The 18461-nt window shown below is 61.8% G+C and carries 18 protein-coding genes; 1 reads left to right on the forward strand and 17 read right to left on the reverse strand.

Annotated elements, in window-relative coordinates:
* Window positions 1-386 precede the first annotated feature (386 nt).
* The 7 genes from BM413_RS06970 to yajC form a co-directional block, all read right to left on the reverse strand.
* Window positions 387-2549 carry an SGNH/GDSL hydrolase family protein gene (locus tag BM413_RS06970; RefSeq protein WP_091911782.1) on the reverse strand — a complete coding sequence of 721 codons (2163 nt, stop codon included), beginning with the start codon at window positions 2547-2549 and terminating at the stop codon, window positions 387-389.
* Window positions 2550-2632: 83 nt separating this feature from the next.
* Window positions 2633-3574, reverse strand: a complete 942-nt coding sequence (locus BM413_RS06975; protein WP_175544267.1) for a sterol desaturase family protein — start codon at window positions 3572-3574, stop codon at window positions 2633-2635.
* Entirely contained in the window at window positions 3574-3996 is a 423-nt protein-coding gene (locus tag BM413_RS06980) for a hypothetical protein (RefSeq protein WP_091911786.1), read from the reverse strand. Before BM413_RS06980 ends, BM413_RS06975 begins: the two co-directional genes overlap by 1 nt.
* A 92-nt stretch (window positions 3997-4088) precedes the next feature.
* Window positions 4089-4934 (reverse strand): phytoene/squalene synthase family protein, encoded by an 846-nt coding sequence (locus BM413_RS06985; RefSeq protein ID WP_091911788.1) that lies wholly within the window; start codon window positions 4932-4934, stop codon window positions 4089-4091.
* 1 nt (window position 4935) lies between these two features.
* Window positions 4936-5322, reverse strand: coding sequence for an Mth938-like domain-containing protein (locus BM413_RS06990; protein WP_091911790.1), 387 nt, complete (start codon window positions 5320-5322; stop codon window positions 4936-4938).
* A 10-nt stretch (window positions 5323-5332) separates the two neighbouring features.
* Window positions 5333-7879: a protein translocase subunit SecDF gene (gene secDF, locus BM413_RS06995; protein WP_091911791.1), complete on the reverse strand. Its 2547-nt coding sequence runs from the start codon at window positions 7877-7879 to the stop codon at window positions 5333-5335.
* 50 nt (window positions 7880-7929) lie between these two features.
* Window positions 7930-8247: a preprotein translocase subunit YajC gene (gene yajC / locus BM413_RS07000; RefSeq protein ID WP_091911793.1), complete on the reverse strand. Its 318-nt coding sequence runs from the start codon at window positions 8245-8247 to the stop codon at window positions 7930-7932.
* 179 nt (window positions 8248-8426) lie between these two features.
* On the opposite strand from yajC, the gene BM413_RS07005 reads away from it, so the two are divergent.
* Window positions 8427-9302, forward strand: a complete 876-nt coding sequence (locus BM413_RS07005) for an ATP-binding protein (protein WP_091911795.1) — start codon at window positions 8427-8429, stop codon at window positions 9300-9302.
* Window positions 9303-9401: 99 nt separating this feature from the next.
* Here the strand turns inward: BM413_RS07005 and BM413_RS07010 are convergent, their stop codons facing one another.
* The 10 genes from BM413_RS07010 to BM413_RS07055 all read right to left on the reverse strand — a co-directional run bounded on the left by BM413_RS07010 (window position 9402) and on the right by BM413_RS07055 (window position 18399).
* Window positions 9402-10952, reverse strand: a complete 1551-nt coding sequence (locus BM413_RS07010) for a LysM peptidoglycan-binding domain-containing M23 family metallopeptidase (RefSeq protein ID WP_091911797.1) — start codon at window positions 10950-10952, stop codon at window positions 9402-9404.
* Window positions 10953-11069: 117 nt separating this feature from the next.
* Entirely contained in the window at window positions 11070-11720 is a 651-nt protein-coding gene (locus BM413_RS07015) for a protein-L-isoaspartate(D-aspartate) O-methyltransferase (RefSeq protein ID WP_091911799.1), read from the reverse strand.
* Window positions 11717-12475 (reverse strand): 5'/3'-nucleotidase SurE, encoded by a 759-nt coding sequence (surE, locus tag BM413_RS07020; protein WP_091911801.1) that lies wholly within the window; start codon window positions 12473-12475, stop codon window positions 11717-11719. Before surE ends, BM413_RS07015 begins: the two co-directional genes overlap by 4 nt.
* 5 nt (window positions 12476-12480) lie before the next feature.
* Complete coding sequence (gene serS / locus BM413_RS07025; RefSeq protein WP_091911803.1) at window positions 12481-13785, reverse strand: serine--tRNA ligase; 1305 nt, start codon at window positions 13783-13785, stop codon at window positions 12481-12483.
* A 61-nt stretch (window positions 13786-13846) separates the two neighbouring features.
* Entirely contained in the window at window positions 13847-14719 is an 873-nt protein-coding gene (gene tatC / locus BM413_RS07030; RefSeq protein ID WP_091911805.1) for a twin-arginine translocase subunit TatC, read from the reverse strand.
* A complete protein-coding gene (gene tatB / locus BM413_RS07035; protein ID WP_091911807.1) occupies window positions 14716-15423 on the reverse strand; it encodes a Sec-independent protein translocase protein TatB in 708 nt (235 codons plus the stop codon). The genes tatC and tatB overlap by 4 nt, the downstream gene beginning before the upstream one ends.
* A 31-nt stretch (window positions 15424-15454) precedes the next feature.
* Window positions 15455-15691: a twin-arginine translocase TatA/TatE family subunit gene (locus BM413_RS07040; RefSeq protein ID WP_091911809.1), complete on the reverse strand. Its 237-nt coding sequence runs from the start codon at window positions 15689-15691 to the stop codon at window positions 15455-15457.
* Between the two features lie 35 nt (window positions 15692-15726).
* Window positions 15727-16833 (reverse strand): ABC transporter ATP-binding protein, encoded by a 1107-nt coding sequence (locus tag BM413_RS07045; protein WP_091911811.1) that lies wholly within the window; start codon window positions 16831-16833, stop codon window positions 15727-15729.
* Between the two features lie 34 nt (window positions 16834-16867).
* A complete protein-coding gene (scpB, locus tag BM413_RS07050; protein WP_091911813.1) occupies window positions 16868-17602 on the reverse strand; it encodes an SMC-Scp complex subunit ScpB in 735 nt (244 codons plus the stop codon).
* Window positions 17599-18399: a segregation and condensation protein A gene (locus BM413_RS07055; protein ID WP_091911815.1), complete on the reverse strand. Its 801-nt coding sequence runs from the start codon at window positions 18397-18399 to the stop codon at window positions 17599-17601. Before BM413_RS07055 ends, scpB begins: the two co-directional genes overlap by 4 nt.
* Window positions 18400-18461 lie beyond the last annotated feature (62 nt).

An 18461-nucleotide genomic window follows, 5' to 3' on the forward strand; every position in this document is an offset into this window, starting at 1 on the left:
AAGGGTAGATCGCGCAGGATGCGGAGAACCCGCGGCGTCTTGTCCATGGAATGTACATGGAGCGGGCGTTGTGACCGGCCAACTTCGGGACAGACACCGAGCGGGGCGCGGAAGTCGCGCCACGTACTAAACACTAGGAAGGCACGGCCAAGCGCCCCGCTTCCCGGCTCTTTGACAATGGCCAGACGGTGAAAACCGGGCGTGGCGATGATGAAACGCGCCTCTCCTTCTCCCCTTGTGGGAGAAGGTGGCCGACCCGAAGGGGAGTTCGGATGAGGGGTGTTGGACGGATCGCAGACGTTGGAGTTTCTTCCAACACCCCTCATCCGTCTTGGCGCTGCGCGCCAATCCACCTTCTCCCACAAGGGGAGAAGGAGAAAGCCGCGCTACAACCCGGATCTCAAATCCGCAACATTCGGCGCCGGCAGTTTCAGGATTTGCCGCGCGGTATTAAAGACCGCATCGGCGATATGCGCATGACCTTCCGCGGTCGGATGAAACGGGCCGCCAAGGCAGGCTTCGATCAGGTCGAGCAGGCCCCATTGTCCGGTTGGCGGTGGCGAGCCGCTGGCCTTGTACTGCACGAACAGGCAGATGTCGTTGAGGGTGCGGAACCAGCGCTCGCGCGGTGCATAGGCGCGCGTGTCGCGCAGCCGGTTGAAGCCGGTTTCGCGATTTTCGGCAAAGGGCTCGAAATCCGACCAGCGGTTTACCGGGCTGGCAAAATGATAATAGGGCAGCATCAGGTTCTCGGCCGCCGAGACATTGCCGTTGGCATCGCGCTTCTGCGCGCATATGCCATGCCTGGCGAACGGCTCGCGGTGGGCGTCAACGAAATACCAGTTGCCGGCCCGCGCGGCGTCACGGGTGGCCGGATAAAGAACCTCGTTGGCGAAGCGGCTGACCAGCCGCAATTCCGGCACGTCGATCGACAGCACGCCGCCGACATTGAACCCTTCGAGCCGCTCGCGCGGATCGCTTTCGCCACAAAGGCGGCCGTTTTCGTTGAACTCGACCTTGGGAAAGGCCGTCAGGACGATATTGGGCTTGCCGGCGTCCCCTTTGACGATCGGGATCGGCGCCAGCGCCTTGCGCAAGGCGGCAAAGCGCGCCGGCAGTTCCCGCGCCCTCTCCTGCGCGCGCTCGATACCATGCGCCTTGGTCAGTCGCGCGGCCAGGCGGATAAGGTCATTGCCCTGTGCCCTGGCGCGAATCTCCGTGTTGAGGTTGGCATAAGGCGGCCGCGTCTTGGTCAGGGTATCGACGATCAGCGGCGTGAAGCCGATATCGTTGCCGCCGATCGAAACGATCAGCAGGTCGACCGGCCGGAGGAATTTTCCGCCGGGGCAATCGAGCAGGCTGACGCTGCGCACCGACCGGCCGTTCGGGGCGGTCACCGGCTGATCCAGCGAGATCGTGCGACGTGGAAGCCTGCGCATCAGGTCGTCGCTGCAGAGCTCGACCATCAGGCGGTCGACCTGCGGCATGTCACGGCGCAGCCGTCCGCCGGCGGTGAAGTAGCTGGGCTCGACAGTCTCGACGCCGGCATAAGGAAACAGAAAGCCCTCGGTCAGTTCCGCGCCCGAACAGGCAAAGCCGAGAAAGGTCACCGCCGAATGCTTGACGTCGCTAAGCGCGATCTCCAGAGCCGTGCGCAGATGGTAGCTATAGGCGGAACGGTGGCATTTACGGTCGAGCCAGCCGGCCGGTCCGTTCTGATAGCGCACCGGAAGCGAATAGGCAGCGTTCGAGCGGATCGCCTGGGTGTCGGGATCGTAAAGATAGGAGATGTTGAGCCCGGCCCGGCGCGAAAAGCGGTCGATCTCAACCGGCGTGTCGGGATTGCCCTCGCCCGAGGAATAGCTGTCGCCCATGCCGACGACCAGGCGGTCGCGTACCCATATCGGCTCATGCGAGACATTCGTGCCGTCGGGCAGTTGCACGGTCACCGCCACGCCGCGCTGCGCCTCGGGGACATCCGGCTCGAAGGGAATGCGTGTCTCGACATCCGCGGCGCAGGGCTTTTCCGCCGTGGCGACGAGCGAGCTACCGTCAATGAAGATCGCCCTCGCCGCCTGCCATTTGCATTGCCCCGACGGTGGTTCGGTCAGCGACAGGATCACGGTATGGCGCTGCGGCCTGACATAGTCGGTGCGCAGCGATGCGCCGAAACTGTCGCTCCTGCAGGAGGCGTGCCATTGCTGGCGGCTGTCCCAGCAGGTGGCGCGACGGCGGTTGATGTGATGCGCCCACCCCCGCTCCGGCCGGCCGGCACTGCGCGGATTGGCGTAAAGCGTCGAATCCTGGCTGTACCATTCGCGCAGCCAGCGCGGATCGTTCAGCGAACGTTCGAGATCGGACACTGCGGTCGCCGACAGTGCGCCGCCATTGGCGGCCATGACATCGGCCATGGCTGCGCGCTGCATGTCGAAGTCGCGGGTTTCGATGAAGTAGCGAAACGGGTGCTCTACGCGCCAGTCGATTGCCGGCGCGGCGTGTACAGCGGTCGATATGGAGAAAATCAATGTAATAAATACAAGACGAAGCATGCCACTATACCTCGCATATCGAAGATTATGTCTCCGCTGAAAAGGAATAGAGGCGCTTTATCCTCATTTCAATCAGGCCGGCATCATTCTTGTGAGGTAACCGGAAGGCCAGGCTTTCCGGATTCACTGGGATGAAGGCGGACATAATCCAGCTTCAGGTCCTGCGAAGTCTTGCGCGACCCGTCGTGGCTCCAGCCCGGCGGCTGGAACAGATACGAGAGGCGCTGGCTCAGCGTCAGGCCCGGTGCTGCGGCGTCGCGGAACATGCCGACCCACTCGTGGAACGCGACCTTCACCGGGTTGAACGTGCCGATATTCTTGACGATGCCGTAGCGCGGCAGATCCTCGGGCAATTCCTCGACGAAGGTTCCGAACATCCGGTCCCAGATGATCAGCGTGCCGGCGTAGTTGGCGTCGAGATAGCGCGGGTTGGTGGCGTGGTGGACGCGGTGGTGGGACGGCGTGTTGAAGATCATTTCGAACCAGCCCCACATCTTCCCGATCGTCTCGGTATGGATCCAGAACTGCCAGACAAGGTTGAAGCCGAAGACGAAGGCGATCACCGCCGGGTGGAAACCGAGCAGCACCAGCGGCACCTGCAAGATGAACATGCCGGTGAAAAGGCCGGTCCAGCTCTGCCTCAGCGCCGTGGAGAGGTTGTAGTGCTGGCTGGAATGATGGTTGACGTGCTCGGCCCAGACCCAGCGCACGCGGTGCGCGATGCGGTGGTACCAGTAGTAGCGCAGGTCATCGAGCAGGAACGCCGCCAGGAACACCCAGATCGAGAGGCCGAGATCAAAGAAGCGGAACTGCCAGACCCAGAGCAGCGCCGTGTAGGAAACGACACCGAGCAGGATGCCGGCGACGACATTGCCGGTGCCCATCATCAGGCTGGTCAGCGTATCGCGCGTCTCGAAAGCGCCCCTGGCCCTGCCCGTACGCACCAGCCAAAGCTCGATCAGGATGGCGACGACGAAGAAGGGAATCGCAAGCTGCGTAACCTGCGGGAAATCGTAATTTTCCATCAAGATGCGTCTCTCTTTGCAGGTTGCAGCACGTTGCGAACCGCGCTCGCATCGGTAGCGTCGGCGAAGGTGAAATCTCCGCCGGCCCAGGTGAAATCCTTGAGCCGGATCGACAAGCCTTTCGGGTCGGAACTCGTCAGCGAAACCACGTCGGATTGCGTCACGATGCGCGTCAGGAACTTGTCGCCGAAGCTCTGGACGATGCCGGTTCGGTCGCCGTCGAGTTCCAGAAACGCCGTCTTGCCGTCGGCGGTCAGCCGGACGGTCCAGACCGTTTCTTCAGGAAAATCTTCGCCAAAGCGCCTTTTCGCGTCGTCAGCGGCAGTGATCGACGAGCCCTTGCTGCCGCCGGTCAGGTGGACGGCCAGAACACACAAAGCGATCCCGACAACCACAATGGCGACGAGTACAGGCAAGCTCATGGGCCGAAAATCTCCTCCCGACCGAAGCGTCCAGCTATCCGCGGCGGCGTCGCGAGAGAAATATCATAATTGACGTTTACGTCAAAGGAGTTTCATCGCCAACCGCGCGTGGCACGGCGAAAGAGAATCCATTGCCTGCGCCATGCCGAAATATCCGACACCGAGGTCAGCGCTTTCGCGGGCGCTTTGGCGAGCTTCTGCAGATAAGCGCCTGCCAGCGTAGCCGGCAGGAAGGCTGGCCGCAGCGTATCGGGAAGGTCGCGCGCTCCACGCTCGAAGGTGGTGCGATGGTCTTGTGCAAGCGCGATCATCGCCTCAACCGCACGAGAAGCTCCTGCCCCGCCATCGCCAGCGACAAACTCCTCCGGCGATGAACCGGCGGCGGCCAGGATGTCTTTCGGCACGAAGCATTGCCCGCGCGCGCGGTGGATCGGCATCAGGCGCAGAAGGCCGGTGATGGCCTGCGCGCAGCCGGCATGGCCTGCGAGTTCTGCGAATTTCGGCGCAGCTTGCGGATTGAGGATCATCGACGCAAGCTGAATGAGTGCTGCGGCCGTTTCGCCGCAATAGCCTTCGAGGTCGTTTCTAGACGGCATCGGATCGTCGTAGAGATCGAAAATCCGCGCATCGAGATAGTTCTGGAAGGCGCTTTGCGGCAGACCGTAGGTCGCGATCGTGCCGACCAGCGCTTCGGCCACGGGATGACCTGACGCTGCTTCAACGGAGCCAGCAGCAATCACGTCGCGCCACCATTGCAGACGCACCTCTCCGGGCAGCGCTTCGCGGATGCGGTCGCGAACGCCGGCAATCTCCGCGTTGAAAGCATAGAGCGCGAAGAGGCCGGCGCGCTTGGCTTCAGGCGCATAAAGCGCCGAGAGGTAACGATCTCGGTCGGCAGCGCGCACCGCCTCCATCACGATCTGGGCGTGATCACTCATGTCAATCGACGGCCATCAAAGCTGCTGCGACCGCGCGGTCTTCCGCGAGCAGCACATTGTAGGTCCGCACGGCAGCACCGGTAGACATCGGATCGGACGAGATGCGCGCATCCTTCAGCGCCGCCTTGAGTGCGGCCGGCAAAGGCCGCAAATCCTTGCCCGTTCCGACCAGCAGGATTTCGACATCGCCGGCTTCCGAAAGAAGCCGCGCAAAATCTTCTGCTGTCAGCGCGTTCGGATCTGCCGGTTCCCAACCGTAAATGCCGGATGGCAGGCACAGAATCGAGCCGCGATGCGACATGTCGGCAAAGCGAAAACCGCCATTGCCATAGGCTTCGATCGGCGCGCGGCCGGGAAAATGTGCCTCTCGAATGAAAATGCCCGACATTGTTGCCTGCTTAAGAATTCGACGGCTGGGCCGTCCGCACGACATTGGTGTCGTTGTCGAACGTGTCCGGTCGCGGCTTGAACAGGATCAACAGCGGACCAGCGACGAAGATCGACGAGTAGGTGCCGAACACCACGCCGAAAATCAATGCCAGCGCGAAGGAGCTGATGATCTCGCCCCCGAAAAGATAAAGCGCAATCAGTGCCAGCAGCGTCGTCGCACCCGTCAGGATCGTGCGCGACAAGGTCTGGTTCAGCGACAGGTCCACGACATCCCGGATCGACATCGTCCTGAACTTTGCCAGGTTTTCGCGAACGCGATCATAGACCACTACGGTGTCGTTGATCGAATAGCCGATGATGGTGAGGATCGCGGCGATGCTGGCGAGGTTGAAGTCGATGCCGGTGACGACATAGAAGCCGATCATGGCGATGACGTCGTGAACCGTCGATATGACCGCGCCTAGGCCGAACTGCCATTTGAACCGGATCCAGATATAGATGAGCATCGCCGCCAGTGCTGCGAGCACAGCCAGGGCGCCGGCTTTTGCCAGTTCGTTCGAGACGTTCGGGCCGACAACCTCGACCCGGCGGAAGTCATAATACTCGCCCACGGCAAGCCGCGCCTTTTCGACGGCGGACTGTTCGGCATTGTCGCCGCCGCCCTGCGCCGCGATCTTGACGAGGAGGTCGCGCGGCGATCCGAAGCCCTGCACCTGCACCTCGCCGAGATTGACCTCACCCAGGCGATCCCGCACGTCGGCCGCATCGGCTGAGCCGGTCTTGGCCCGCATCTCGATGACCGATCCACCCAGGAAATCGACGCCGTAGTTCAAATCCCTGGTCACGAACAGCACCGCGGTGCCGATCGACAGGATGGCCGAAAGGGCGAACGCATATTTGCGCATCTTCATGAACGGAATTCTGGTGTCGTCCGGCACGAATTTGACGATGCCGCGCGGGATTTCGGTCGGCCGTGTCCGGCGCAGCCAGAACGAGATCATCCAGCGCGTGAAGGTGAATGCAGTGAAGACTGTGGTGATGATGCCGACGGCCAGAGTGATGGCAAAGCCGCGCACCGCACCTGAGCCGAGGTAAAAGAGGATCGCCGCTGCAATGAGCGTGGTGACGTTGGCGTCGATGACGGTGGCCATGGCTCGCGAGAAGCCGGCATCGAGCGATTGTACGAGCGATTTTCCTTGCCGCCGCTCGTCCTTGACGCGCTCATAGATGAGAACGTTGGAATCGACCGCCATACCCATGGTGAGAATGATGCCGGCAATGCCGGGAATAGTCAGGGCCAGGCCGAAGAGCGAAAGTATGGCGATGATCAGCACGACATTGGCAATGAGCGCCAGGTTGGCGATGACGCCCAGGCCGCCATAAGCGACCACCATGAAAACCAGCACAAGCAGACCGCCGATCAAGGCGGCAGTTGCACCGGCCTTGATGGAATCCGTACCGAGGTTCGGGGCGACCGTTCGCTCCTCGACGATCGTCAGCGGAGCCGGGAAGGCACCGGCGCGCAGCAATGCTGCCAGATCGGCCGCGCTCTCAGCACTGAAATTTCCGGCAATCTGGCCGACACCACCGAGAATGGGCTCCCTGATCTGCGGGGCGGAAATAACCTGATTGTCGAGAACGACGGCAAACAGCCGGCCTACATTCTGCTGGGTGGCCTCGCCAAAGCGTGCAGTGCCCTCGGGATTCAACTGGAACGAAACCACCGGCTCGCCGTCCGACCGGCTGATAGCCTGGGCGTCGATCAGGCTTTCGCCAGACACCATAATGCGATCTTCAATCAGATAGGCAGCGGGCGGATCGTCGGGGGAATACATCACCGTCGAATTGGCCGGCGGCTGGCCCGAAATCGCGTCCTGCGCCGGCATGGTCTGGTCGACCATCTGGAAGGTCAGCTTGGCGGTCTGCCCCAGGATCTCCTTCAGGCGTTGCGGGTCCTGAAGGCCCGGGACCTGAACGAGGATACGGTTTGCGCCCTGCTGCTCGACGATCGGCGCGTTTGTGCCCAGTTCATTGACGCGGCGAGTGGCTACATCGACCGACTGCGCCAATGCCGCCTCCGCGCGGTAGTCGATACCGCCGTCAGTCAGCGTATAGCGCAAAACGCCTGGCTGGGGTTCGTCCTGGGTCAATTCCTGTGTCGAACCCGTTCCGAACATTCCGGAAGACACCGGCTGCAGCAGCGAATCGAGCGCGGCCTTGGCCTTGTCGACCTCATTTGCCTCGCGAATGCTGACCTGCACGCTCTTGTCGGCTCCGGTCAGGCCGGTGTAGCCGATCTTGGCGTCGCGCAATTTTGTGCGGATATCGTCGCGGGTTACCGCAAGGCGCTCGCTGATGAGGTCTTTGCGGTCAAGCGCCAGGAGAATGTGCGAACCGCCCTGAAGGTCGAGGCCCAGCGTCATCGCACGCTTTGGCAGCCAATCCGGCAGCGCCTCGAGCGTTGCCTTCGAAAACAGATTTGGGGCCGCAAAAAGCAGCCCCAAAATCACAATGGCCCAGATAGAAATCGTCTTCCAGCGCGAGAAATAGAGCATTTTGCCTCGTCAGTTCAGACGACTCTGCAGCCGAGTCTCCTCGTCAGAGACTACTTCTTGGCGTTCTGGTTGGCGACAGGCTCACCCTTCACGCGCACATCGGCGATCGTCGAACGCAGCGCCGTCACCTTCGTGCCGTTGCCAAGGTCGATTTCCAGCTCATTGTCGTCGATGACCTTGGTCACCTTGCCGATGAAGCCACCGCCAGTGATAACGGTATCGCCGCGGCGAACGGCGGCCAGCATCTCGCCGCGCTTCTTCAGCTGCGTACGCTGCGGACGGATGATCAGGAAATACATGATCACGAAGATCAGGACGAACGGCAGAACGCTGATCAACATGTCGGGGCTTGCGCCTGTGCCTGGCATAAAAAACTCCTGAAAATTATGGGAGGGCCACTACCCCAGCCCTTCGTGAAAGTTGGCGGGAATATAGTCGCTAAAGCCACCTTTGCAACCGCGTAAGCGCCTTCGGCAGCCGCTTTCCCGGCCTGTTTGAGCGTGTTAGAGCGTTCGCGACGTTGTTTGCCACGAATGCGGAATGCGAAATGACCGAAAATACCATCGAAACGCTCACCCAGAAGCTCGATCTTCTTATCGAAGCTGTCAGCAAACTGGCGCCCCGCGCCGTGCCGCAGACGGACATCAATGAAGCCAACTGTTTCGTCTGGGCGGCCGATCCCGGCTTTCTAGAGCCGGTGCATCGCGTCAATCGCATCGACATCGGGCTCATCCGCGGCGTGGATCGCGTTCGCGATATCCTGGTCGACAACACCGAGCGTTTCGCTGCGGGCCTGCCGGCCAACAACGTGCTGCTCTGGGGCGCGCGCGGCATGGGCAAATCGTCACTGGTCAAATCGGTGCATGCCTCCATCAACGCCTCGCGCAAGCAGGAAGCACCGCTCAAGCTGATCGAAATCCATCGCGAGGATATCGACACACTGCCGAAGCTGATGACGATCCTGAAGGCGGCCCCCTTCCGCTTTATCCTGTTTTGCGACGATCTCTCCTTCGATCATGACGACACGTCGTACAAGTCACTGAAGGCCGCACTCGAGGGCGGTGTCGAAGGCCGCCCGGCCAATGTGATCTTCTATGCGACGTCGAATCGCCGGCACCTGCTGCCACGCGATATGATCGACAATGAGCGCTCGACGGCGATCAATCCGTCCGAGGCTGTCGAGGAGAAGGTTTCGCTTTCGGATCGCTTCGGCCTCTGGCTCGGCTTCCACAAATGCTCGCAGGACGAATATCTCGAGATGGTCGACGGTTATGTCCGCTACCACGACCTCAAGATCGAACCGGATCTCCTGCGTGCCGACGCGCTGGAATGGGCAACGACGCGCGGCAGCCGCTCCGGCCGCGTGGCGTGGCAGTTCATTCAGGATCTCGCCGGCCGGCTTGGCCAACCGCTGAAAGACTGAGCGTCTTCATGCGCTCATAGTCATTCCAGAATGCAAAAACCCGCCCCTGTCGGGGGCGGGCACAGATGATGGACCGGGATTCAGGGAGCCGGTAATCGTTTATTCGAGGAAGGTCGACGGATCGACCGGAGACGAGTTCTTGCGCACCTCGAAATGCAACCTTGGCGAGTCCGTGCTGCCGCTCATGCCCGAAAGCGCAAGCTCCTGGCCGCGCTTGACCTTTTCGCCGCGCGAAACCTTCAGCTCGCTGGCATGACCGTAGACGGTAACCAGTCCGTTCTCGTGCCGAACCAGAACGGTGTTGCCGAATTCCTTGAGCCCGTCGCCGGCATAGATGACGACGCCATTCTCGGCAGCCTTGACCGGCGTGCCCTCCGGCACCTGAATGTCGATGCCGTCGTTGGACTTGCCGCCGCCCTTGCCGAAAGCGGTGATGACGCGGCCACGAACCGGCCAGCGCATGCGGCCGATGCCTGTGGCATCTGGTGCTGCCGAGTCATCCTGCTCGACCTGCTCGATGAGTTTTTCTTTCTTCGGCGGCGTGTAGGCCACAACCGTCGGAGCCGCCGCAGTCGACGGCTTCGAGGGTACGGTCGCGCCGGTAACGACGGGATCGGCAGCCTTCGGTGCGGGCGCCGCAGCAGCCACGGTGGCAGCACCGGCAGCCGGAATCTGTAGCGTCTGGCCGATGCGAATGGTGCCGTCCTGGAGACCATTAGCCGACTTCAGCGCAGCCGAACTCACACCCGTCTTGCGGGCGATCTTGCTCAGCGTGTCGCCTTCCTGAACCTTGTAGGTTCCGGGCGCGGTCGATGCCTTGGCGTCGTTGGCAGCCGTGGCGGTCGGCTGCGGCGCATTCTCGCCTTCCTTCAGCTTCGGCGTCTGCGGCAACACGCCGAGATTGCCCGCAGGCGCACCCGTCGGCACCGGCACCTTGTGGGCCGGAACGTCATACTTCGTGCCTGTCGAGGACCTGGCGTCCGCAACGTTCGGATTGCTGTCGGGTGCCGAAACCGGCGCCTTGCTGGAATAGACGTAGGTCGGGATGACCACCTTCTGGCCAGCCTGCAACCCGCCCTGCTCGGAAATGCCATTGACCTTCATCAACACATTGGCCGGCACGCCGAAGCGGCGCGAGAGATTGTAGACGGTCTCGCCTTCCTTGGCGGTGACCTGGGTGCCGCCGGCACGCGACCAGCCTGCGACTTCTTCCTCAACGCTCGCCATGACCGGCTGCTTTGTCTGCGCGACGGTGCCCGTCACGGTCTGGTCCAGCGACCTTGCGGCAGCGACCGGAGCCAAAGCCGGAGCGGGATTGGAGGCGCGCGGCGTGTTCATCGCAGCCTGTGTCGTCGGCGGCGGAGGCAATGGCTGGGAGGAAACCGGGGTCAGCGCGCCACGGGTGACCGATTCTGTCTGGGCGGGAGCAACTGGCGCTGCCGCCATCTGAGCATCGCCCGGATAAGGCTGGTTCTGCTGCCCGAGAATCTGGCGCTGATTTGGCGTCGAGGCGGTAAAGATGTCATCGACACCGCCGCCACCGAATCGCGAGACCTGGGCGCTGCAACCCGCCGCCATGCTCGCGACCAGGAATATGGCCGCACTGCGCGCCAGAGCGCGTTCGTTCTTGGCTAAAATACTGATTCGCATCGCAATAACCCGCGTATACTCGATACCCAACTGGTATGATTAAAGCGCGTTAATGTTACTGGTCGGTTAAGAGGCTGGAGAAGATAGTAAGAAATACGCGAACGTGAGAGCGACGACTCAGATCACGGCAGCAACGCTGCGTGCGATCGGCTGAAGACGCACGATGCCGATATCCTCGCGCTCAAAGCGGCTGCCGAGTTTGGTCAGCTTGGCCATGACCTGCTCGTCCTCGTCAGGGCCGATCGGCGCGATCATGATGCCGCCGCTGGACAGTTGATCGACGAAGCTGCGCGGCAAGCCGTCGAACGAGGCCCAGACGACGATGCGATCGAACGGCCCCTCACCCGCCAGCCCGTTCGAGCCGTCGGCCTGACGCACGAACGCATTGGTGATGCCGAGCGCTTCAAAACGCTGGCGCGCCTGTTCGGTCAGCGTCTTGAAGCGATCCACCGTCACCACGCGCGCGGCAAGCCGCGACATGACGGCTGCGGTATAGCCGGAGCCGGTGCCGATCTCGAGAACGCGGCTGCCGGGCTCGATTGCAAGCGCTGCGATCACCGCTGCCTGCAGATCGGCGCCCTCGATCGTCTCGCCGCATTCGATCGGCAGCGTCCGCTCCGACCAGGCGATGCTGTGCCACTGCGCGGAAATGAACGCGTGGCGCGGCGTTGCCTCGAAGGCGGTGATCATGTCCTTGGGGACGATGCCGCGCCCGCGCAACCTCAGGAGAAATGCTGCAAAGCCTTCGCGGTCGTCGATGGAGTTCATGCCAGCGCCTTCGTCAACTGGTCGCGGATCTCATGGGCGGTAAGGTCGAGCTTCAGCGGCGTCACCGAAACGAATTTGCTGCGCACGGCGTGAACGTCGGTGCCTTCCTTCAATTCGGGTGGCTCGCGGCCGAAACGCAGCCAGAAATAGGGAAAGCCGCGCCCGTCCGCACGCTCGTCGATCCACAGGCTGTGGACTAGCTTGCCCTGGGTGGTGACGCGGGTCGCCTCGACTTCTTCGGGCGGGCAGTTTGGGAAATTCACATTCAGGAATGTGCCGTCCGGCAGGTCAATCTTGAGCAGCCGCTGCAGCAGCGCCGGCGCCAGCGCCTCGACCGTTTCCCACGGCACCAGCCGCGCGCCGTCCTGCACATTGTATGCCTGGCTAAGCGCAATGGAGCGAATGCCGAGCATCGTGCCCTCCATCGCCCCGGCCACCGTGCCCGAATAGGTCACGTCGTCGGCGAGATTGGCACCCGAATTGACACCGGAAAGGATCAGATCCGGCGGCTCGGGCATCACCTTGCGCACGCCCATGATGACGCAGTCCGTCGGTGTGCCGCGCACGGCGAAATGCTTTTCGCCGATTTTGCGCAGGCGAAGCGGCTCGGAGATCGACAGCGAGTGGGCAAAGCCGGACTGGTCCGTCTCCGGTGCGACCACCCAGACATCGTCGGACAGCGTGCGCGCTATGCGCTCGAGGCAGGCCAGACCTTCGGCGTGGATGCCATCATCATTGGTCAGGAGAATGCGCATAAGGGTCAGTTCGCCTCGATCTTGGCTGCGCCGCCCATGTAAGGACGCAGAACTTCAGGAATGGTTACGCTGCCATCCTCGTTCTGGTAATTTTCAAGCACCGCGATCAGCGCGCGACCGACAGCCGTGCCCGAACCGTTGAGCGTGTGGACGAAGCGCGTCGCCTTCTCGTCCTTGACGCGATAGCGGGCATCCATGCGCCGCGCCTGGAAATCGCCGCAGACCGAGCAGGACGAGATTTCGCGATAGGCGTTCTGGCCCGGCAGCCAGACCTCGATGTCGTAGGTCTTGCGCGCGCCGAACCCCATGTCGCCGGTGCACAGCGTGACGGTGCGGAACGGCAGTTCAAGGCGCTTCAGCACCTCCTCCGCGCATTGCGTCATGCGCTCATGCTCGGCAATCGAGCTGTCGGCATCGGTGATCGAGACCAGTTCGACCTTGTAGAACTGATGCTGGCGCAGCATGCCCCGCGTATCGCGACCGGCTGAACCCGCTTCCGAGCGGAAGCAAGGGGTCAACGCCGTCATGCGCAGCGGCAGTTTTTCCTGCGCCAGGATTTCCTCGCGGACGAGGTTGGTGAGCGGGACTTCGGCGGTGGGGATGAGGCCCAAGCGACCGTCGCCGTGAGGCACGAAAAAGAGGTCATCTTCGAACTTCGGCAGCTGATTGGTGCCGAACAGAACCTCGTCGCGAACCAGCAGTGGCGGGATTACCTCCTGATAGCCGTGCTCGGTCGTGTGCAGGTCGAGCATGAACTGGCCGATGGCGCGCTCGAGCCGCGCAAGCTTGCCCTTCAGCACTGTAAATCGGCTGCCGGAAAGCTTTGCAGCGCGCTCAAAATCCATCAGGCCAAGCGCTTCGCCAATTTCGAAATGCTCCTTCACCCAGTTCGGGCGGAGCTTTATCGCGCCTACCTTGCGGACTTCGACATTGTCGTTTTCGTCAGCGCCGACCGGAACGTCATCAAACGGCACGTTGGGAATGACGGCCAGTGCATCTTCCAGCGCCTTGTCGAGTTCGCGCTCGCGCGCCTCGCCATTCTGGATGAAGCTCTTGATGTCGGCGACTTCAAGCTTGAGCTGTTCGGCAAGCACCGAATCGCCTGAGCGCATGGCGTTGCCGATTTCCTTCGACGCGGCGTTGCGGCGCTCCTGCCGGACCTGGAGTTCGCCAAGATGCGCGCGGCGCTGCTCGTCCTTCAACAGCAGATCATCGACGGTTGCCTGCGCTTCGTCCGAGGACCATGAGCGCTTCACCAGGGCGTCAACGAGGGCTTTCGGGTTCTCGCGAATCCATTTGATGTCAAGCATGTCAGAAGTCCGGTCGCAGTATGAGTTCTAGAGGCGGCCGCGACGGCGGATCGAAAGGCTGTCAGCTCGCGGCGGTACCGTCTCCAGTCCCACTCAATGGCGCTTTTTCGGCTACCGCTTCAGCGGCTTCCTTTTTCTCGCGCGCCACGCGTTCCTGTTCGCGATTCCGTTCGATCATCCGGGCGGTCCAGATTGAAATCTCGTAAAGAAGGATGGTGGGAAGGGCAAGACCGATCTGGCTGACCGGATCGGGCGGGGTCAGCACCGCTGCCACGATGAAGGCCAGCACGATCGCCCATTTGCGCTTGTCGATCAGCGCCTGCGACGACAACAGCCCGACACGCACCATAAGCGTGGTGACGACCGGAAGCTGAAAGACCAGGCCGAACGAGAAGATCAGCGTCATGATCAGGCTGAGATATTCCGAAACCTTCGGCAGAAGCGAAATCTGCACATGGTCGTCCGTGCCGGCCTGCTGCATGGCCAGGAAGAACCACATCACCATGGGGGTGAAGAAGAAGTAGACCAGCGATGCGCCCATCAGGAACAGGATGGGCGACGCGATCAGGAACGGCAAAAACGCACTGCGTTCGTTCTTGTAGAGGCCGGGAGCGACGAATTTGTAGATCTGGGCGGCAATAAGCGGAAAGGCGATGACCAAGCCGCCGAACATGGCCAACTTGATCTGCGTGAAGAAGAATTCCTGCGGCGCCGTATAGATCAGCTCGACCTTGTGCGGGTCGAGGCCGGCCCATGCGGTCGCCCATTTGAACGGGATGACCAGCAGGTTGAACAACTGCTTGGCGAAGAAGAAACAGCCGAGGAAGGCTACGAAAAACCCACCGATCGCCCAGATAAGACGCGTGCGCAGTTCGATCAGATGCTCGATCAGCGGGGCCGATGACTTTTCGATTTCGTCTTCCGGTTCACTCACTTGGCAGTTCCCGCTGGTTTTTTCTTGGTCGTTGCCGGCTTGGCCGGACTTTTTGCCGGAGCCTTGGCGGGCTTGGCTGCGGCTGGTTTGGCTGCCGGCTGTTCAGCAGCAACCTTGCTTGCGGCTTTCGGCGCGGCAGCTTTGGCAGCGGGCTTGGCTGCCGCCGGTGCTTTCACAGCCGCTTTTGGTGCTGCGGCAGCCTTGGCAGGCTTGGAGGCTGGCGCTGACTTGGCAGGCTTGGCGACAGGCGCGGGCTCCTGCGTTGGCGCTGGAAATACCGGCGCCGCAGTTGGCATCGCTTCAGGACCGGCAACGCCGGGCATGGTGGTCGCACCATTCTTCAACGGCTCGGCCGCATGCACCGCATCGGAAGCAGGTTCCGCCGCCGTGGAGGGCTTCGGCTTCATCGCCGCGTCGAGACCAGCACGCACATCCGACGCCGCCTTTTCGAACGGATTGAGCTGCTTCTTGATCTCGGCGGTCGGGTTCAGGCTGCGCAACTCATCGACGGACTTCTTGACGTCGTCGAGCTCGGCTTCTTTCAAAGCCTCGTTGAATTGCTTTTGGAAATCGCCCGCCATGGTGCGCAGTTTCGCCGTCGTTTTGCCGAACGTGCGCAGCATGCGCGGCAAATCCTTCGGCCCGACGACCACGATCATAACGACCGCGATCACCAGCATTTCGGTCCAGCCGATATCAAACATGACTATCCAACCTGACTAGCTGGGAAACGGTTCAGCTCTTGCTGGCCTTTTCCTTGGCTGCCTGGATGGTCTCGTCGGAGCGATGCTCCACGGTCCGGCCATCGACGGTCTTGACGCCTTCATCAGCGTCCTCGTCAGACATGCCCTTCTTGAAGCTCTTGATGCCCTTAGCCATGTCGCCCATCAGTTCCGGGATCTTGCCACGGCCAAACAGCAGCAGAACCACAACCAGCACGATGAGCCAGTGCCATATCGAAAACGAACCCATTGTAACTCTCTCTCGAACGATTTCCTGAGATTGATCTATGCGCTTTCGCGCTGCGTTTCAAACATAAGTACGTCAGACTTTCGCAAGGAAAGCCAGATGTCACGTGCTTTGGCAGACAAAGCGCCGCAGCGTATGCGGGCACGCACAGGCTTTTCAGCACCTGAGACGGCGAATTCCAGCAATTCCATGACGCCGAGGAAGCGGCGTGACAGGATTCTTGCCTCGATTTCACCTTCCGTTTCGCTGACGTCGAAGCCTGTCAGCCGCACCGCCACCGTCGCCTTCGCGCCTTCGGAGAGGTCCGGCGACGGAATCTTGCCCACCGGCGTGTCCACCGCACCCTTCGCAACCCGGCCATCGAAGACGTTCAGCTCGGAAAAGAATCCAGCTGCAAAGAGATTCGCAGGGCGGAGGTAAAGCTCTTCGGCACGGCCGGATTGGACAAGGCGGCCGCCCCTGAGAAGCGCGATCCGGTCTGCCATGCGCATCGCTTCCTCGGCGTCATGCGTCACGACAATCGCGGTCGCACGGCTTTCGCGCAGGATCGCCAACGTTTCGGCGCGCACATTGTCCTTGAGGCGCGAATCGAGCCCGGAAAACGGCTCGTCCATCAAAAGCACCGCCGGACGTGGCGCCAAGGCGCGCGCCAGCGCCACACGCTGCTGTTCGCCACCGGACAGCACATGCGGATAAGAGCCTGCGTAATGTTCCAGCCCGACGCGTGACAGCGCGATCAAAGCTTCGCGCCGCGCTTCTTCGCCCGAAAGTGCGGTCAGGCCGAAGCGGACATTATCGAGGATCGTCAAATGCGGAAACAGCGCGAAATCCTGGAAGACAAGGCCGATCGAGCGTTTTTCCGGCGGCAGGAAAATCGACGGCCCCGCGATCTCGCGATCGTTGAGCAGAACGCGCCCGGTCGATTGGCTTTCGATGCCTGCAGCAATGCGAAGTAGCGTCGTCTTGCCCGAACCGGACGGCCCGAGGAGGCATAGAACCTCGCCCGGCTCGGCGGCGAGCGAAACGTCGCGCAGCGTCTCGGCTTCCGGCCCAAATGAATGGCAGATATTTTCGAAAGCAAGGCGCGCGGCAAAAGTGACACCCGCGGTCACCCGGCTTGCGGTCTGCGCTTCCCCATTCTTCACTTAAAACACAACCCTTGACCCAACCCGGCCCTGGTCAATCATCTGTAACCTTGGGTGTCAACAGCCCGAGCTCTTCAAGGTCGATATCGGTCAGCGGATCTTCGTCCTCGGTCAGCAGATCAAGATCGGATGGCGGAAGCGGGACAGAGAAATTCGACGGCATCCGGGCCGACAACAGCCCTGCCCCCTTCAGCTCTTCCATACCCGGCAGATCCCGGATTTCTTCGAGTGCGAAATGGTCGAGGAATTTTTCGGTGGTGCCGTAGGTAACAGGCCGGCCGGGCGTGCGGCGACGGCCGCGCATCCGCACCCATTCCGTTTCCATCAGCGTGTCGAGCGTGCCTTTCGAGGTTTCAACACCGCGGATGTCCTCGATCTCGGCCCGCGTCACTGGTTGGTGATAGGCGATGATGGCTAGCACCTCGAGAGCGGCGCGCGACAGCTTCTTCTGCTGTATGGCGTCGCGGTTCATCAGGAAGGCCAGATCGCCGGCTGTCCGGAAAGCCCAGGCGTCGCCGACACGAACGAGGTTCACGCCGCGCCGCGCATAGATTTTCTGCAGTTCGGTCATTGCAGCACGAACGTCGACACCTTCAGGCAGACGTGCCGTAAGCTGCTTTTCGGTCACCGGCTCGGAGCTGGCGAAGACGATGGCCTCGGCCATGCGCGCAGCCTCCGCCAGAATCAGGCGCTCTGCCGGATTGCGTTCGGCCTCGGCCTCTTCATCAACCGTGAACGGGATCACCGTGGCATTTGCGCTGTCACTCATGGCGCACCTTCGATTGCTTTCTCGGCCGGCGCGCGGCTGCGCAGATAGAGCGGCGCGAAGGCATCCTGCTGCCGCATCTCTATATGCCCCTCGCGCACCAATTCCAGCGTGGCGGCAAAAGAGCTGGCGATGGCCGTCGCACGCTCCTCGGGCGTGGTCATGTATACGAGCAGGAACTGATCGAGCGCCGTCCAGTCCTTGAACGACCCGACCAGGCGGGTGAGGATGTCGCGCGCTTCCTTCAGCGACCAGACGCCACGCTTGGCGATCCGTACATTGGTAATCGCCTGCCGTTGCCGTTGGATGGCGTAGGCGGTCAACAGATCATAGAGCGAGGCCGAATATTCGTTTTTCTTGTCAACGATGACCATTTCCGGCATGCCGCGCGCGAAAACGTCACGGCCAAGCCGGTTGCGATTGACGAGCCGCGAGGCCGCGTCCCGCATCGCTTCAAGCCGCTTGAGGCGGAATTGCAGAACGGCGGCAAGCTCCTCGCCGCTCTCGCCTTCGTCGCCGGGCTGCTTGGGAATGAGCAGCTTGGATTTCAGGAAAGCGAGCCAGGCCGCCATGACGAGATAGTCGGCGGCGAGTTCCAGCCGGATGGCGCGGGCGCTGTCGATGAATTTCAGATACTGCTCGGCCAACGCCAGGATCGAGATGCGGGAGAGGTCAACCTTCTGGTTGCGCGCCAGATGCAAGAGGAGATCAAGCGGGCCTTCGAAGCCGGCAACGTCGACCTGCATCGCTGGTTCGCTGACGCCGCGTGAATCGTCGTTTTCCGCCCAGAGACGGTCCATCGGCGTGGCCTTCCCGGCCCGGCTCTCCAATGTCTCCGCCAATTCGGTGCCTTCTCTCCTTA

Source organism: Mesorhizobium sp. YR577 (assembly GCF_900116595.1).
Taxonomy (GTDB): Bacteria; Pseudomonadota; Alphaproteobacteria; order Rhizobiales; family Rhizobiaceae; genus Mesorhizobium_M.

Bases quoted from the DNA above. Each gene is read 5' to 3' on its own strand.
- BM413_RS06970 (WP_091911782.1), bottom strand. From the start codon at position 2,549: ATGCTTCGTCTTGTATTTATTACATTGATTTTCTCCATATCGACCGCT.
- BM413_RS06975 (WP_175544267.1), bottom strand. From the start codon at position 3,574: ATGGAAAATTACGATTTCCCGCAGGTTACGCAGCTTGCGATTCCCTTC.
- BM413_RS06980 (WP_091911786.1), bottom strand. From the start codon at position 3,996: ATGAGCTTGCCTGTACTCGTCGCCATTGTGGTTGTCGGGATCGCTTTG.
- BM413_RS06985 (WP_091911788.1), bottom strand. From the start codon at position 4,934: ATGAGTGATCACGCCCAGATCGTGATGGAGGCGGTGCGCGCTGCCGAC.
- BM413_RS06990 (WP_091911790.1), bottom strand. From the start codon at position 5,322: ATGTCGGGCATTTTCATTCGAGAGGCACATTTTCCCGGCCGCGCGCCG.
- secDF (WP_091911791.1), bottom strand. From the start codon at position 7,879: ATGCTCTATTTCTCGCGCTGGAAGACGATTTCTATCTGGGCCATTGTG.
- yajC (WP_091911793.1), bottom strand. From the start codon at position 8,247: ATGCCAGGCACAGGCGCAAGCCCCGACATGTTGATCAGCGTTCTGCCG.
- BM413_RS07005 (WP_091911795.1), top strand. From the start codon at position 8,427: ATGACCGAAAATACCATCGAAACGCTCACCCAGAAGCTCGATCTTCTT.
- BM413_RS07010 (WP_091911797.1), bottom strand. From the start codon at position 10,952: ATGCGAATCAGTATTTTAGCCAAGAACGAACGCGCTCTGGCGCGCAGT.
- BM413_RS07015 (WP_091911799.1), bottom strand. From the start codon at position 11,720: ATGAACTCCATCGACGACCGCGAAGGCTTTGCAGCATTTCTCCTGAGG.
- surE (WP_091911801.1), bottom strand. From the start codon at position 12,475: ATGCGCATTCTCCTGACCAATGATGATGGCATCCACGCCGAAGGTCTG.
- serS (WP_091911803.1), bottom strand. From the start codon at position 13,785: ATGCTTGACATCAAATGGATTCGCGAGAACCCGAAAGCCCTCGTTGAC.
- tatB (WP_091911807.1), bottom strand. From the start codon at position 15,423: ATGTTTGATATCGGCTGGACCGAAATGCTGGTGATCGCGGTCGTTATG.
- BM413_RS07040 (WP_091911809.1), bottom strand. From the start codon at position 15,691: ATGGGTTCGTTTTCGATATGGCACTGGCTCATCGTGCTGGTTGTGGTT.
- scpB (WP_091911813.1), bottom strand. From the start codon at position 17,602: ATGAGTGACAGCGCAAATGCCACGGTGATCCCGTTCACGGTTGATGAA.
- BM413_RS07055 (WP_091911815.1), bottom strand. From the start codon at position 18,399: ATGGACCGTCTCTGGGCGGAAAACGACGATTCACGCGGCGTCAGCGAA.